The sequence below is a fragment of the Pseudarthrobacter sp. B907 genome (assembly GCF_040137805.1).
Lineage (GTDB): Bacteria > Actinomycetota > Actinomycetes > Actinomycetales > Micrococcaceae > Arthrobacter.
In genome coordinates this window covers 1-13,691 of sequence record NZ_JBEEQE010000017.1, presented here as the reverse complement: position 1 = coordinate 13,691, position 13,691 = coordinate 1, and the positions used below count along the sequence as shown (strand labels likewise).

General features: G+C 62.8%; 17 protein-coding genes. 5 read left to right on the top strand and 12 right to left on the bottom strand.

From position 1 onward, the window contains the following. Positions 1 to 29: 29 nt before the first annotated feature. The gene (locus tag ABLI39_RS13970; RefSeq protein ID WP_349414049.1) at positions 30 to 545 is read left to right on the top strand and encodes a GNAT family N-acetyltransferase; all 516 of its coding nucleotides are present in this window, start codon (positions 30 to 32) and stop codon (positions 543 to 545) included. A 685-nt stretch (positions 546 to 1,230) separates the two neighbouring features. Here ABLI39_RS13970 and ABLI39_RS13965 read toward each other — a convergent pair. Then, positions 1,231 to 1,428 (bottom strand): hypothetical protein, encoded by a 198-nt coding sequence (locus tag ABLI39_RS13965; RefSeq protein WP_349414047.1) that lies wholly within the window; start codon positions 1,426 to 1,428, stop codon positions 1,231 to 1,233. A 44-nt stretch (positions 1,429 to 1,472) separates the two neighbouring features. Continuing rightward, positions 1,473 to 1,829, bottom strand: coding sequence for a hypothetical protein (locus ABLI39_RS13960; protein WP_349414046.1), 357 nt, complete (start codon positions 1,827 to 1,829; stop codon positions 1,473 to 1,475). Positions 1,830 to 2,138: 309 nt separating this feature from the next. Between ABLI39_RS13960 and ABLI39_RS13955 the strand changes: the two genes are divergently transcribed. After that, a complete protein-coding gene (locus ABLI39_RS13955; protein ID WP_349414044.1) occupies positions 2,139 to 2,546 on the top strand; it encodes a hypothetical protein in 408 nt (135 codons plus the stop codon). 157 nt (positions 2,547 to 2,703) lie between these two features. Here ABLI39_RS13955 and ABLI39_RS13950 read toward each other — a convergent pair whose 3' ends face one another. From ABLI39_RS13950 to ABLI39_RS13925, 7 genes are all read right to left on the bottom strand, one after another. After that, on the bottom strand, positions 2,704 to 2,961 hold the full coding sequence (locus tag ABLI39_RS13950) for a hypothetical protein (protein WP_349414043.1): 258 nt from the start codon (positions 2,959 to 2,961) through the stop codon (positions 2,704 to 2,706). Positions 2,962 to 3,143: 182 nt separating this feature from the next. Next, positions 3,144 to 4,649, bottom strand: a complete 1,506-nt coding sequence (locus tag ABLI39_RS13945) for a phage major capsid protein (protein WP_349414041.1) — start codon at positions 4,647 to 4,649, stop codon at positions 3,144 to 3,146. 789 nt (positions 4,650 to 5,438) lie between these two features. Further along, positions 5,439 to 5,627 carry a DUF6907 domain-containing protein gene (locus ABLI39_RS17455; RefSeq protein WP_502935232.1) on the bottom strand — a complete coding sequence of 63 codons (189 nt, stop codon included), beginning with the start codon at positions 5,625 to 5,627 and terminating at the stop codon, positions 5,439 to 5,441. Further along, positions 5,624 to 6,229 (bottom strand): hypothetical protein, encoded by a 606-nt coding sequence (locus ABLI39_RS13940; RefSeq protein ID WP_349414039.1) that lies wholly within the window; start codon positions 6,227 to 6,229, stop codon positions 5,624 to 5,626. Before ABLI39_RS13940 ends, ABLI39_RS17455 begins: the two co-directional genes overlap by 4 nt. Positions 6,230 to 6,438: 209 nt before the next feature. Next, a complete protein-coding gene (locus ABLI39_RS13935; protein WP_349414037.1) occupies positions 6,439 to 6,978 on the bottom strand; it encodes a helix-turn-helix domain-containing protein in 540 nt (179 codons plus the stop codon). Positions 6,979 to 7,232: 254 nt separating this feature from the next. Then, positions 7,233 to 7,448, bottom strand: coding sequence for a hypothetical protein (locus tag ABLI39_RS13930; RefSeq protein WP_349414036.1), 216 nt, complete (start codon positions 7,446 to 7,448; stop codon positions 7,233 to 7,235). A gap of 212 nt (positions 7,449 to 7,660) precedes the next feature. After that, a complete protein-coding gene (locus tag ABLI39_RS13925; RefSeq protein WP_349414034.1) occupies positions 7,661 to 7,852 on the bottom strand; it encodes a helix-turn-helix transcriptional regulator in 192 nt (63 codons plus the stop codon). Between the two features lie 107 nt (positions 7,853 to 7,959). On the opposite strand from ABLI39_RS13925, the gene ABLI39_RS13920 reads away from it, so the two are divergent. After that, complete coding sequence (locus ABLI39_RS13920; protein WP_349414032.1) at positions 7,960 to 8,508, top strand: helix-turn-helix domain-containing protein; 549 nt, start codon at positions 7,960 to 7,962, stop codon at positions 8,506 to 8,508. Continuing rightward, entirely contained in the window at positions 8,483 to 9,553 is a 1,071-nt protein-coding gene (locus ABLI39_RS13915) for a tyrosine-type recombinase/integrase (RefSeq protein WP_349414031.1), read from the top strand. Before ABLI39_RS13920 ends, ABLI39_RS13915 begins: the two co-directional genes overlap by 26 nt. A 120-nt stretch (positions 9,554 to 9,673) precedes the next feature. Here ABLI39_RS13915 and glnA read toward each other — a convergent pair whose 3' ends face one another. Further along, positions 9,674 to 11,098 carry a type I glutamate--ammonia ligase gene (gene glnA / locus ABLI39_RS13910; RefSeq protein ID WP_138769611.1) on the bottom strand — a complete coding sequence of 475 codons (1,425 nt, stop codon included), beginning with the start codon at positions 11,096 to 11,098 and terminating at the stop codon, positions 9,674 to 9,676. A 296-nt stretch (positions 11,099 to 11,394) separates the two neighbouring features. Here glnA and ABLI39_RS13905 point away from each other — a divergent pair, with 296 nt between their 5' ends. Then, on the top strand, positions 11,395 to 11,832 hold the full coding sequence (locus ABLI39_RS13905; RefSeq protein ID WP_349414029.1) for an RDD family protein: 438 nt from the start codon (positions 11,395 to 11,397) through the stop codon (positions 11,830 to 11,832). A 415-nt stretch (positions 11,833 to 12,247) separates the two neighbouring features. Here ABLI39_RS13905 and ABLI39_RS13900 read toward each other — a convergent pair whose 3' ends face one another. Both ABLI39_RS13900 and ABLI39_RS13895 read right to left on the bottom strand, forming a co-directional pair. Beyond that, on the bottom strand, positions 12,248 to 12,610 hold the full coding sequence (locus ABLI39_RS13900; protein ID WP_349414028.1) for a DUF3817 domain-containing protein: 363 nt from the start codon (positions 12,608 to 12,610) through the stop codon (positions 12,248 to 12,250). A gap of 182 nt (positions 12,611 to 12,792) precedes the next feature. Further along, complete coding sequence (locus tag ABLI39_RS13895; protein WP_349414026.1) at positions 12,793 to 13,554, bottom strand: DUF4191 domain-containing protein; 762 nt, start codon at positions 13,552 to 13,554, stop codon at positions 12,793 to 12,795. Between the last annotated feature and the right edge of the window lie 137 nt (positions 13,555 to 13,691).

Sequence of the window (13,691 nt, the reverse complement as noted above, 5' to 3'; positions counted from 1 at the left end):
CACGCCGCCGGCATGGGTAGGCTTCAAACATGTCTGGACACGTGTGGCTTCTGCCGCTGAAGGACCTCGACGACGACGCGCGCGCCGTCAAGCTGGGGGAGGTCGCCGAGCTTGAACTCGGCGAGGGGCAGCGCCGCTTTGTGGGGGACCCGCTGCGGATGATGCTGCTGGGCCTCGAGGAGGACGCCCGGCACCCCTTTGTCATCGACGTCGACGGATCCGCCGTCGGGGTCCTGACGCTGCAGACCGGCGCGGCGACCCTGGCCGGCTGGGCGGACGACACATCGGTCTGGCTGCTGCGCGGCTTCCTGATCGACCTCCGGCAGCAGGGCAGGGGCCTGGGCCCGCTCGCGGCCGAGGCCGCCGTGCGGGCGGCGGCGAAACTGACCGCAGCCCTCGGCGGCGGGCAGGCCGGCGTCGTCCTCTCCGTAAACGAAGAGAATCCTGCCGGGCAGGCCGCCTACCGCAAGGCCGGCTTCGAGGACCGCGGGCAGTACCTGGGCGGCGGCGCGGGCCCGCAGCGGACCATGTACCGGGCGTTCTAGGACGCTGCCCTGCGCGCCTTAAACCGATCGGAAGCCCCCGGTCATCGCGTCGTTGCGCGGGGCGTGTTCCATGACCGCTGTACGCTGGCGGAGTAAATCTTACTTATTGGGGGAAATGTGGAGTTCAAGCGTTCAGCCGGGATCTTCGTGTCCGGTATTTCATTCTTTCTCGGGGGCCCGCTCCTGAGCGGGGTCGCGGCGCTGTTCTTGCCGTGGGCTGCTTCGCGGGGCGATGGCGGACTCGTTGCCGTGTTTATGGGTCTATCGGTTCTCGGAGGAGTACTCGGCCTAGTCGGTATTGTGATGTTGATCGTTGCCACCCACCGGGCCTTGGTCAAGATTGATGGGCTTCCAGTCCGTGCCCAGCCTGCGTCCAGGGACGACTGGTACGCAGCCTCCCGCTGAGCGCCTGCGGCACATAGGGCGCAACACGCAAGAGTCCGCCCGGGCTGCCATGACTGGCGGCCCGGGCGGACTCCTGCGCGGCCGTCAGGCCAGCTGGCGACTACACGCCGTAGTAGAGCTCGAACTAAACAGATCTGATTGAACAAGATTGAATGGCGTTGAAAACCCCTAGATTCCGGGTTTTTCGACGTTGTTATTGATTGCCTGAATTGCGTCTGTTTGGAACGTCTTGCGGACTTTCTGCGGACTGGTGCAGGATTCCGGCGCGGCCCGAAGGCGCCTAGATGCTTTTCGAAGGATCCACGTACTGGTTCCAGAACGAAGCCCAGTCCCACGGGCTGAAGGAGGCCACATCGGGTGTGGCCAGCGGCCAATTTGGGTCCGCCTGAGTTCCCAAGTAATCCCCGGCCCGGTTGGCTACCTTCAGCCAGTAGTCGCGTTGAGCAAGGGCCACACGTTCTAGAAGTTCTTGTTCCATCCTTCAATTGTCTCAGACAGCCAAATCGGTGGTCTGAACCGCACTTATGCGGGCAGGAATCCTGGCATACGGTTCCCCCAACGGATGCTGCGGAGGTTCTCGGGGCAGCGGCGGTACTCCTCGATGTCCCAGTCCGAATCGCTGACGCGCTCCACGTTGCCGGATGGAATCCACGCCCAGTGTGCGTGCCTGCCGTCGTCCGCCCAGCTCACAAGGATGTGCGAGGGGTTCCATCGTTCAGCGACGGCATACACAGTAACCGTGCCGCCGTCAGCGAGGGGCACGGTGGCTAGCACCTTCGGATACTTGCCATAGGTCCAGGACTTGGCGTCTTCTGGCTGGTGTTCGGGGTCCGGTTTCAGGTACTCGAAAGTTTGGCCGTCGAGTGTGAAGCTTGCCATGCCGTAATGGTAACGGGGCCGATGCAGTAGCAGCCTACGCACCGCGTCCACATCTATCTTCACCACCTGGCAGACAGTACGGCCCGGGTACGACAACACTCCAGAAGAGTAAAATTGGATTGGCCTTTAGAAAGCGTGTCAAACTCCGCAGTTGACGTTAGCCATGTCCCGATACGGGCCCGCTAGGCAATACCATTTGGCGGGATTTTCTCGCTACCCAGGAATCGAATGCGCTTGACACACTAACTATTCTGGAATCGGTGCATCCACTGCACTGTTACTTGCCTCAACGGAAAAGGATTGAAAATTGTGAGCGACCTAGATTTTGGGTTCCCGCCGGAATACGACCGCAGTATCCCGCTGAAGGCTGTGCGGGTGAGCCCCCCGTCTCCCACAGTCATACACTCGCAGAGCGAGTACACGGTTTTCATCGAACTGAATAGGAGCGCTTCCCGGTTCGAGCAGGCCGTAGTCAGGAAGTTCTTTCCCCAGGGCAGAATAGTTGACAACACGCTCGAGCTTGGCCAGGTGACAATCGAAAGGATCGCGGAAAATCCTTCGAGTATCTCAGACGGACTCCAACGCGTTGAGCGAGAGGGAAGGATCGCGGAGGATGCCGCTCTGGAAGAAAAGCGCCAGCGCGACGAGGAAGCTGCGGCAGAGGCGGCTCGCTACGAGAATCTTAAGCACGTAGCCGAGCAGGTCAGGTTCCCCTAGAGTCGACGAGGGTGAGCCCGGCGGAACATTTACTTCGACGGCGCTTGTCAATGCCCTCAAGGGTCGCCGAGGGCTGGGATATGACAATTTCCAAGCAACGAGCTTGTCCCTGACTCTGCCGTGTAGTCATTTACACACACAGCATTTTTTTCCACGCCTAGGCGGAGCGTAGGGCTCTCATTTCTGCCAGCTTGCCGGGTTTCGTGGTGCGCGCCGTTGATTCAGCGACCGCCCGTCGAAGATCCTTCAGAGCCGACAGATAGGCCGCTGTAAGCCGTGTGGACGGCTCTGAGCCTGCTTCATCCATCTGCGCCGCCAGGGTGCGGCACAACTCCATCAGGGGCTTGTCCGTGGCCTTCAGCCGTAAGCCGGCGCCGCGGAATGCTGCTTCGAGCGCGGTTACATGCTTGCCCATGGGGGTTCCGTTCGTCGTTTTGCTTGGGTGAAAAATTCGGGAGGGAGGTAGGCCACTACACGGCGAACTAGACCGGGCGTCGCGGCTTTCAAGATCTGACACTCCCACCCGTCCTGTAGCCCGTCGTGCGCGGTCTGCCGTCCCGTCCGTGTTGGATAGGACGGCAGACCGGCTTGGTGGGCTTAGAGGCCCGTCAGGACGTTCAGAGCGGTGGGACGTGAGACGCCCAGCATGAGGCGTTCGCTGGTGCGGATCTTGACCTTGCCGCTGGTGAAGTCGGCGTCTGCGGAGTTGGTCATTGCCAGGGTGATGCCTTCGCGGATGAATGCCTGGGTGGCGAGCTCGAGGTTTCCGAGGATCGCAACGCCGGGGGTGATCTGGGTCGTCTGAAGAATCGGGATTCCCCAGACGTCGGAAACGGTGGACTGTCCCGGATCGCCGAGGATGTAGTTCCCCTGACTGTTCTTGTTGCGCCGGATCGTGCTCCAGGTGGACGGGTGGATGATGAGGGCGTCAGGTTCGCAGAAGCTGGGGCCGTTGCGGAGGTCGGTGATGCCCATCTCGATAACGTCCAGTGCAGTGTCAGAGGCGCCCTTCATGCGGGAGAGGGTGCCGCTGACGTTGAGCAGTCCGAGGAGGTTGTTTCCCGTGCCGTCTCCGTTGATGAGCTGCCAGTTCTCCGCGTCGGTGATCTGGCGGGTGAGCTCGACGTCGATGTACTGACCGAAGGTGGGGAAGTCTGCCAGCAGCTCATCCACCACAGTGGTGAAGATGCCGATCTTTTTTGCCGCCAGGATCGTTGCGACGGTCGTCAGGGACGTTTCCGGGTACTGCCCGCCCGGGGCGATGGTTGCCGCGCTGGCGGTCCGGTCTACGGTGGGGACGCTGGCGTTGGTGCCTGCCAGTCCGGTGTCCGTGTACGTGACGGTTGCGCCGGAAGTGATGACCTTGACGAGGACGTTTTCTGCGCCGGCCGCGGTTCCGCGGTAGAGGCGGTAGCCGTTGGCTCCGGTGATCTGGGTCCAGTTGATCGGCTGCTGCTGGTTGGCGGTCAGGGTAGCGGTCAGCTCGTTGGAACCGACTGTTTCGCCAGCGGAGTTGGTCGCGGTCAGCTTCCAGTAGTACGTGCCGGCCGCGAAGCTGCCACCTGCTGCGGCCGTCCCCAGGGTGATGACGGGGGTTCCGAGTGCAACGGTGTTGGCCGTGTGGGTGATGAACTCAACGGACGGTGCGCTGGTCGCGGTCGACGGGAGGTGATCGAGGATTCGGGTGGGCTCGAATTTCCGGTCTACCAGTCCGACGTAGTTGGCTGGGAGCTGGGTGCGGGTGGTGTCCGAAGAAGCGGCGTCTTTGAGTTCCACGCGGAGGTTCTGACCGGACTTTGCGGCCTGGTAGAAGCCCCGCTTCATTTCCTCGCTGAGTGCCAGGGACGGGGTAGCAAGCCCCTTCATGGCGCGTCCGCTGGCGAGAGCGGCGCTGCGCTGGCCTTCGCCGGATTCGCCGCCGGCCATGAGCAGCCCGGCCTTCCGTCCGAGTTCGAGGCTGTCCAGGTGCTGCTTCGCTTTGGCCTGGAGCTTGTCGAGCTGGATCTTCTTTGCTGCGTTGGTGAGGGTGGAATCTTTGACGACGTTCTGGGCTTTGTTGCCAAGCTCGAAGAGAGCGCGCTTGGCTTCGATTTCGTAGGACATAGTTGTCTCCTGGTGAGGGTGCGCCAATGTTTGGGCGCTGAAGGGGTATGCCGGGCGCGGTGCGTCTACGGCTGGTGGATACGCGCTGTTTGGCCTATAGCGCGGGTAAAGACTTTGGAACGAGTTTGCAGGGATGTCCCGCGTCTACGCCGAAATGGGGGCTTTCGCGCCGAAATGGGGGTAGATCACGTCAACCGTGCCTAACTTCTAATTCCATTCTATCGAACGAATTTACTAATTGGAAGAGGGCGGGTAGAACAAGCGTTCCACCCGCCCTCACCTGTTTACGGAAGCCAGTCGGGGCAGTCCGTCTCGTGGGTCACGCCGAGGGCCCTTGGAAGGGTGCCGGCGCCGCCCAATGCTTCTAGGGTTGCCGTGCAGTGCGGACACTGCCAGTGCGCCAGGTGCGCGGCGGCTTCGATGCGGTGAAGCTCATGTTCGACGGGCTTCACGATTGGCGGGAATCGGTAGTTTGCGTCGGGAAGGGTCATTGGGTTTGCCTCTCGAGTTCTTCAGGTAGGTGCGTGTGGTGTCGGCTTGGCAGTTCCCACACGTGGCGCCTGGTGCGGGCTTGCTACATCGCGGGCAGGGTGGCGGCGTCGGAGCTAGGAGCCGCTCGATGAAGTCATTCACCGCCCAGCCCCGTCCTAACGGACTTGGGGCGCGGGGGGAGCTGCTTCGGCGGCGGGAACGATGGACCGGTCATGGTCCGTTTTTGTTCGGCGGCGCGGCGGGCGATGTACTGGACTTGGATTGTCCGGGCGAGCGGGCGCACGGCGCCTTTGTTACTCATGCGGCGCCGTCTATCTGGTCCGCCAGGTCATGGAGCCTGTCAGCGAGGTTTCGTGCCTCATCCGGTGTCAGATGGGCCGTGAGGCGTCCGCTGCCGGTCCGCAGTCCGATACCGGGGGTTTCGTTTCGGGCCATATCTCGCCAGGTCCAAAGGCGGGCCGTCAGCGCTGGTCGGTGGGCGTTCATCGGAGGAACACCGTCATCACGTCGAGGTTCACGAAATTATTGGAGTTGACCGCCCAAGCACTGTTCGCGGATGAGCCGGCCGCGGCGACGTAGAACGTTGCGCCGAGCCCGGTGAGCAGCATCGTTCCAGTTGCCGGGATGCAAATGTCTGCGCTCGGAACTGCCGTGCACTGGCTTGAGGCACCAACCTGCGTGCCATTGATTTTTGCCACAAGGTAGGCATCGTCGTTCACGCCATTGTTGTTCCAGGCGTGCAGTGTTGCCGTGGCGAACACTAGCGCTTGCGTGTAGCCGGCAGGCACGTTGATTGTTGCCCGTACAAGCTCGACGTTCGGGCCGGTGTTGAGGCCGAAGTTATTTGTCCCGACGTGCGTTGCGAGTGGTGACACCGGGGCTTGTAGGGCGGCATTGCTGATGGACCCGTTGGGGACGCTCAGGTTTCCGCTGAACTCGACGCCCCCGGGTACGGGTTTCATCCCCATGGGTGCGAAGGGGTTGGCTGCGGAGAGTTCCCTCATGGACCGTTCAATGTCCTGGATGCGCCGGATGAGGGCGTCCTCTGAGGGGAACTGTGAGCCGGGAAGCCCGGGCTGGAAAGCCATGTTAGTTGTCCTTCGTGTTGGTGGGTGGTTCGGTGATCTATGCGCGCGCGGGGAGCGTGTCGCTTGCTACTCGCCTTCAGGCTCGTAGATAGCTAGGCGCGCCTCAGCTTCGATGGCCCTTGCTTGCCAGTGCCTGAATCGTTCGTGTTCCTCTAGGGCCTTGGCTTTGAATATTTCGCAGAGGTTTGCGAGGTCATCTCGTGACAGCTTCATTCGGGCACCTTTCCGAAGTTCTTCCATTGGGAGCCCCATCCGCCGCCGCTTTTGAGGCCAGGGGTATGCCAGGGGTCATCGTCAATCGGAGGTTCGTCAGCCCAAGAGCGCGGCTGGTGGAGAGGATTTGGTGGAAAGGATCTGTTGGTGGGTAGCCTGGATGACCCACGGTCGGGGGTCATTTGACCCTCGGTCGCGTCATTTTGACCCTCGGTAGGGTCTGATCGTGGGTCATCTGGACTACCCGCGATTGTGGAAAACCCGAGCGCGTAGGTGTCGGCGTACTTCCGCATGCCTGCCGCGTTCGAAGACTTGGTCTTCACGATCCATCCGGCGTCTCGAAGCTCCTTCAGGTATCGCTTGACGGTGGCGGGGCTGAAGCCCAGGTCGTTCGATAGGCGCTGGTAGCCGGGGTGGGCACCAAAGCCTTTCGCGTCCGTGTAGTTGAAAATCTGCACACCAACGAGCTTTGCTTTGTCGGGAAGCGGGGAGACCATGAGCGCTTTCAGCCAAGAGAACTTCCTACTGACCGTCATCGCCGGCCTCCAGGTCCTCTAGCATCTGGACGAGCAACGGGTCTGTGATGGCTCCGCTTGCATCAGTGCTTGCAGCGACCCACTCGGCTATCTGCTTCGTCTCGGGCTGGAGCGTGGACTTGCGGACTGCTCGGAGCCATCTGCGGCGCTGTGAGCGGTTCGAGTTGAGCGGTAGGGGGTGCATTGCGTTCCTCAACGTTGGGATGGTGGTGGGGGTGTGCCGGGGCGGTTGCTCAGGCCGCCCCGGCAGGGGACTAGTTGTCCCGGTTCCGCAACGGGTCCGTGCCGGGGAAGGGGATTTCCTCGAATGGCTTGTCAGACGCGGCCGCGTTGATGAATGCGATGGCAACTCCGCGGGCGTCAAGCGGGCTGTAGAGGGCAGTGATCTGCATCTGCCGCAGTACGGCGGTCCGGTCCCAGGTGGGCTGGAACGTTTGGACAAGCTGCGCGAGGATCTGCGCCTGTGCCATTGAGAGGCGAGTTGGGCTGTCGGTGAGGCTTGCGAAACTAACTGAAGCTTCGGGCGTGACAATTTCAGTAGATTTCGTTACAGTTGACAGAGACATATTGTTGAGACCTATCTTCGTGGTTGTTGGTAGTTCTTGGTGCGGTCCTGATTATGGCATTCCAGGTGCCATATCAGGGCCTTTTGTCGTGCTGTTGTTTCGACGCGTCGTTATTGTCAGGCAGCGTCGGCGAATGCCTGGTTGATGTAGTCCTCGATATCGGACTCCCTGAATACGCGCCGGCCACCGATCTTGGCTGACCGGGGTGCGGTGCCGCTGTGAATCATCCAGCGGAGCTGAGCCTCTGACTTTCGCAGCCGTTCGGCAGCTTCAGGCAGTGTCAGCAACTTTGCGACTGCTAAGGCCATGACATCTCCTATTCTTGGTGAGACTGTAAGGAGTAGTCCTCCTATGAATATTGTGGGTCACCATTGGGCGGGTTGTCAACCCCCTTGAGACCACGTATCGTATTCGCATGGAGAATATTCAGTCGATCGGAGATCTAAGCCGGCGGGCCGAGCAGGACTTCGGGCAGCGCGTCCGGTCATTGCGAGCCGCTGCCGGCATGACCCAAGCGGAGCTGGCGGATAAGGTTTCGCACGCTGGAATGAACATGACGCAAGGCATGATTGCCAAGCTGGAACGCGGCGCCAGACCAACATCGGTCGGCGAACTTGCCGTGTTAGGCCAAGTCTTCGGAGTGTCATCGGCCCAACTCCTAGAAGCCGGGCAGATGTCGCCAGAGTCTGCACGATTAGCCGAGTTGCGGCTTCGACTCACCGCGGCAGAGGCGGGCGTCATCGAGTTGGCCGCTAGGTGGGAGCAGGCAAATACCGCCCTTGAAGTGGGACGGGAAAAACTCCGAGGCGCAATGCGGGCCTTCCAGGATGGCATCGAAGGGATCATTCGGTCAGGTGAGGGGGAGCCTGACTGGGCCGGTACTGACGCTTATTACGTGCCCATGGACTTAGAGGCGTATGTAGATGAGGTGACCGACCGTGGCAAGCGTTCGCAAAAGGGATAACGGTTCCTGGCGTGCCCGCTACCGCGACGACGCGGGCAAGGAGCATGCCAGGCACTTTCCACGCAAGATAGATGCTCAGCGGTGGCTTGATGAGGTCACCGCTTCGGTAGTCTCCGGGACATACGTGGATCCAAAGACGGCTCTCACCACTGTGCACGAGTGGTCCGCGATCTGGCTGAAAGGCTACGAGAACAACCGGCCGTCCACGGTGCGCCAGGCGAAGACTCACCTGAAGCGGATCAATGAGGCGTTCGGACACCGTGCTCTGAAGAGCGTTCGGCCCTCTGAGGTCAAGGCGTGGACGGCGAAACTCAGCGATGAGGGCCTAGCGGAATCCACTATCTACGCGCTGCACTCGCGCATGGGCCAGCTCTTCAGTGACGCCGTGCACGACGGCCTTTTGCCCAAGTCCCCACTAAGCCGGCGGACTGCGCCGAAGGCAGGGGAGCAGCGGCCCTACGTCGCTACGACGGCACAAGTCTGGGCGCTGCATGACGCTATGCCGGAAGGTCTAAAGCCGGCCGTACTGCTGGCGGCGTTCGCTGGGCTGCGAGTGGCTGAAGCAGTGGCCCTGCGTGTCACGGACGTGGACTTCATGCGCGGCATAGTCGCGCCTGCCATCCAGTATCCGGGCGTCGAGCTCAAGACCAAGGAATCCAGGACGCCGATTCCGATTCCTCAGAATCTCTGCCTAGAGCTGTCCGTCAACCACACGCGCTGGGGAAGTGAAACCCTGGTCACCAACGAATGGGGGCGCGCCCTATCGCCCCACCGGTTGGAGCACTATTTCCGGGGAGCGCGGGCCACGGTGAAAGATCTTCCTGAGGGCTTCAGGTTCCATGACCTGCGGCACTATTTCGCCTCCCTGTTGATCGCTCAGGGCCTAGACGTGAAAGTGGTGCAGAAGAGCCTCAGGCATTCGTCGGCGAAGACGACGCTGGACACGTACGGGCATATGTGGCCGGACAAGGAAGAGTCAGCGCGGGCGGCGGTGTCTCAAGTGCTGGGGGAGCGGCTGAAGGCGCGGACTGAGCGGCAAGGTTAGGCAGATCCACAGCGCGTCAAAAGGCCGGTCCCAAGTGTTGAAACTTGGGGCCGGCCTTTTCTGTAGCCTGATTCTTGCGGACTGTGTGCGGACTATGCCCGATTCAGCCGCGGATTCTAGCTAGACGCCGTAGTAGAGCTCGAACTCGTAGGGGTTCGGGCGCAGCGAGAGCGGGCGGATCTCGTTCTCGTACTTGTACTCGATCCAGGTGTCGATCAGGTCCTGGGTGAAGACGCCGCCGGCCTGCAGGAACTCGTTGTCCTCGGCCAGGGCTTCCAGGGCCTCCTCGAGCGTGCCCGGAGCCTTGGGGATGTCCTTGGCTTCCTCGGCGGGGAGCTCGTAGAGGTCCTTGTCGATCGGGGCCGGGGGTTCGATGCGGTTGCGGATGCCGTCGATGCCGGCCATCAGCTGGGCAGCGAAGGCCAGGTACGGGTTGGAGGAGGGGTCCGGGGCGCGGAACTCGATGCGCTTTGCCTTCGGGTTGGAGCCCGTGATCGGGATACGGATACCGGCCGAGCGGTTGCCCTGCGAGTAGACCATGTTGACCGGGGCCTCGAAGCCCTTGACCAGGCGGCGGTAGGAGTTCACCGTCGGATTGGTGAAGGCCAGAACGGCGGAGGAGTGCTTCAGCAGGCCGCCGATGTACCAACGGGCGGTGTCGGAGAGGCCGGCGTAGCCCTTCTCGTCGTAGAACAGCGGCTCGCCACCGTTCCACAGCGACTGGTGGCAGTGCATGCCCGAGCCGTTGTCACCGAAGACCGGCTTCGGCATGAAGGTGACCGACTTGCCCCAGGCGTCCGCGGTGTTCTTGATGACGTACTTGAACTTCTGCAGGTCATCGGCCGCGTGGGTCAGCGTGGTGAACTTGTAGTTGATTTCGGCCTGGCCGGCGGAACCGACCTCGTGGTGGCTGCGCTCGACCTCAAGGCCGGCCTCGTCCAGGGCGATGCACATGGCGTCGCGCAGGTCGGCCTGCTTGTCGGTGGGGGAGACCGGGAAGTAACCGCCCTTGACGGGGGTCTTGTAGCCGAGGTTTCCGCCCTCTTCCTCGCGGCCGGTGTTCCAGTGCGCTTCTTCGGAGTCGATCTTGTAGAAGCTGCCCTGCGGGGAGGACTGGTACTGGACGTTGTCGAAGACGAAGAACTCGGCCTCGGGAGCGAAGAACGCGGTGTCGGCAATGCCGGTGGAAGCCAGGTAGGCCTCGGCCTTCTCGGCCACGCCGCGGGGGTCGCGGTGGTACGGGTCACCCGTGCGGGGGTTCACGATGGAGAAGTTCAGCGCGAGGGTCTTCTCGATGCGGAAGGTGTCAACAAACGCCGTCGTGACGTCCGGGATGAGCTGCATGTCCGACTCGGCGATGCCCTGGAAGCCGCGGATCGACGAGCCGTCGAAGAGCTGGCCGTTGACGAAGAAGTCCGCGTCAACGCTCTTGGCGGGCACGTTGAAGTGCTGCTGGACGCCCGGGAGGTCGGTGAAGCGGATATCGACGAATTTGATGTCTTCGTCTTTGATGAACTTGAGGACTTCGTCCGCAGTCTTGAACATCTATGCTCCTTACGCATATGAAAGATCTGGCCATCGGGCCGTGTGGTCCAGCGCAGTCCGACGGCGGGGGAAACGCAGTGTTCACCCCGCTACGATGCCGCTGGCAACTGTTACCACCCTAAGGACACGGGATTTCCCCGCGGTGTCCGCTTTGTTTCAGGCAGGTTACAGAATGCGCTGACGTGTTAAAGCTAGCCGCTGTCCACAGTGTGGCCTATCCGGGTCCGCTCTGTGACCACGAAAAGTCCACATTGTGAACATCCGTCGAGCGCTGCTGGAGCCGATAGGCTTGGAGGGTGGTTGATCGTAAAGACATAGGCTCCTGGCTCAGCGGACCGGACACGTCCGGCATCTCCAAGTACCCGGGAGAGCGCCTCGGCCTGCCCGAGTCCGGCCCGGGCTCCATCGCCCGGGCGGGCCGACGGATCCTCGCCATTTGCATCGACTGGGGGATCGCCCTGCTGATCAGCAACTTCGCCTTCGCCGGGAACTCCTGGGCAACCCTGGCCGTGTTCGCCGTGGAGCAGGCGCTACTGGTGGGCACCCTGGGTTACAGCATCGGCCACCGCATCATGGGCATCCACGTCCTTCGGCTCGACGGCGGCCCCGCAGGCCCGCTTCCGGCCCTGGCCCGCAGTGTGCTGCTCTGCCTCGTAATCCCCGCGGTCATCTTCGACCCGGACCACCGTGGCCTGCACGACAAGGCCATGAACACGATTCTCGTCCGGAGGTAGCGCACCCGACGCCCAGCGGCCGGCCCCGCAATGGTGAGGACGGCGTCGGATTTCGCCGAAGGGAGCTGCCAGGACCGCCTGCTCAGCACCGAATCTGCGGCGGTTTGCCGGAGATGGCCGGTATCCCGCCCCGCAGGGCGGCCACCTGTGGCGAATGGCGTGGGTCAGCGACGTTCGAGGCGGCGAATCCCGATTCTGGCGCCGCTGGGGTCTCTGGGTTGAGCCCTTGACCAGGCTTCGCTCAGCCGGACCGGCCGATACGCGGAAGCCTCCACCGCCGGTTTGCCAGAGATGGCCGGTATCCGGCCCCGCATGGCGGCCACCTGTGGCTAATCGACGAGGGCCCGGAGGCAAACCCGTGCGTGCTGACCGGCCCAGCGAAGAATCGAACCGGATCGCCAAGCGCGGTCGGAACTTAGACCCGCACGGACTCCTGGGCACGGGTCAGATCTTCCTCGCCGTCGCGGACGGACAGGTAGCCGCGGCGGCCGGCCCAGCGTTCGAACCAGACGGTGGTGAACGGCAGGATGGCGGAGAGCCCGGCGAAGAGCGCCACCCGGAACGGCCACCGCTGCAGCCGCCACAGCGCCAGAGCCGAGATTCCGTAGCCGATGAAGAACGCCCCGTGCACCGGACCCGCGAGTTCCACACCCAGTTCGGTGGTCCGGAGCACCCACTTGAGGAACATCCCCACCAGCAGCGCCGCCCAACTGAAGGCTTCGGCGATGGCCAGCACGCGGAAAATCCTGACGACGGCGGTCTTCGAGGGGCGTTTCATGGGGCTCTCCGGATTCGGTTGGGGTGGCGGCATAAGTGGCGGCCGCAACGACGGCGGCTGCGGTGACGGCCGGCGGTGCGGCGCCGGCGTCGGGCGGGTGGGATGAGGTGGGCCAAAGCGGAACGCCCCGGCTCGCGGCGTGATGCCGGTAACCGGGGCGTTCGTAGAAAGCGTGGGCGCCCCTAGCGGCCGCGGGCCGCCTTGCGGTCCGGGCGGGCCTTGTACGGGTCGATGCCCTTGGGGATCGGCAGGCGGTTGCCGAGCGAGGAGATGCGCTTGGAGACGGTGCTGACCTCGGTCTTGGTCAGTTCGTTCTTCATCTTGCCCATCTTCTTGGCGACCTGGCTGATCGGCACCTGGCCCTCGCCCCGGCCGCTTTCGATCACATGGATGGTGACGTTGGGCAGGATGCGTGCGAGGCGCTTGCGTTCGCCGTCGAGCAGGGGCTTGACGCGGTGGCTGGGGCCTTCGCTGACCAGCACGACGCCGGGCCGGCCGATGGCGCGGAACACGGCGTCCTGGGTGCGCGGGTTTACGGCGACAGGCTGCTCTTCGGTGATCCAGCCGCGGCGGAGGGTGCCAAGTGCGGCGCCCGAGGCGCCCGGCTGGTTCTCAATCTGGGCGAACGCGGCACGCTCGGCGCGGCGGGAGAGGATCAGCGTGGCCGCGAGGATACCCAGCGGAATGCCGATGATCAGCCCGGTGATCCAGTTCTCCAGCAGGAAACCCACCAGGAAGCTGACCGCCACGACGCCGAGGAAGGCCAGCAGCATCAGCCACGGGACCATCGGATCGTGGCGCCGCGTCATCTGGAAGACTTCGCGGATCTGCTTCAGCCGGCTCGGCTTCTTGACCTTGGCTTCCTTGGGCTTGCGGGAGAAAAGGCCACGCTTCGGCGCATCGGCAGAAGAAGTGGACGTGCTGGAGTCAGGGGAATTCGCCATAGTGCCTTAATTCTACGTGATGCACGGCTCAGGGCCGGACACCGGAATACTCCGGCGCCGGCCCTGGGCGGCCATGGTGGGCGGGTTGATTCAGGAGTGCGCCGCGAGGAGTGAGCTGGCTTCCTGGCGGGTGCTGC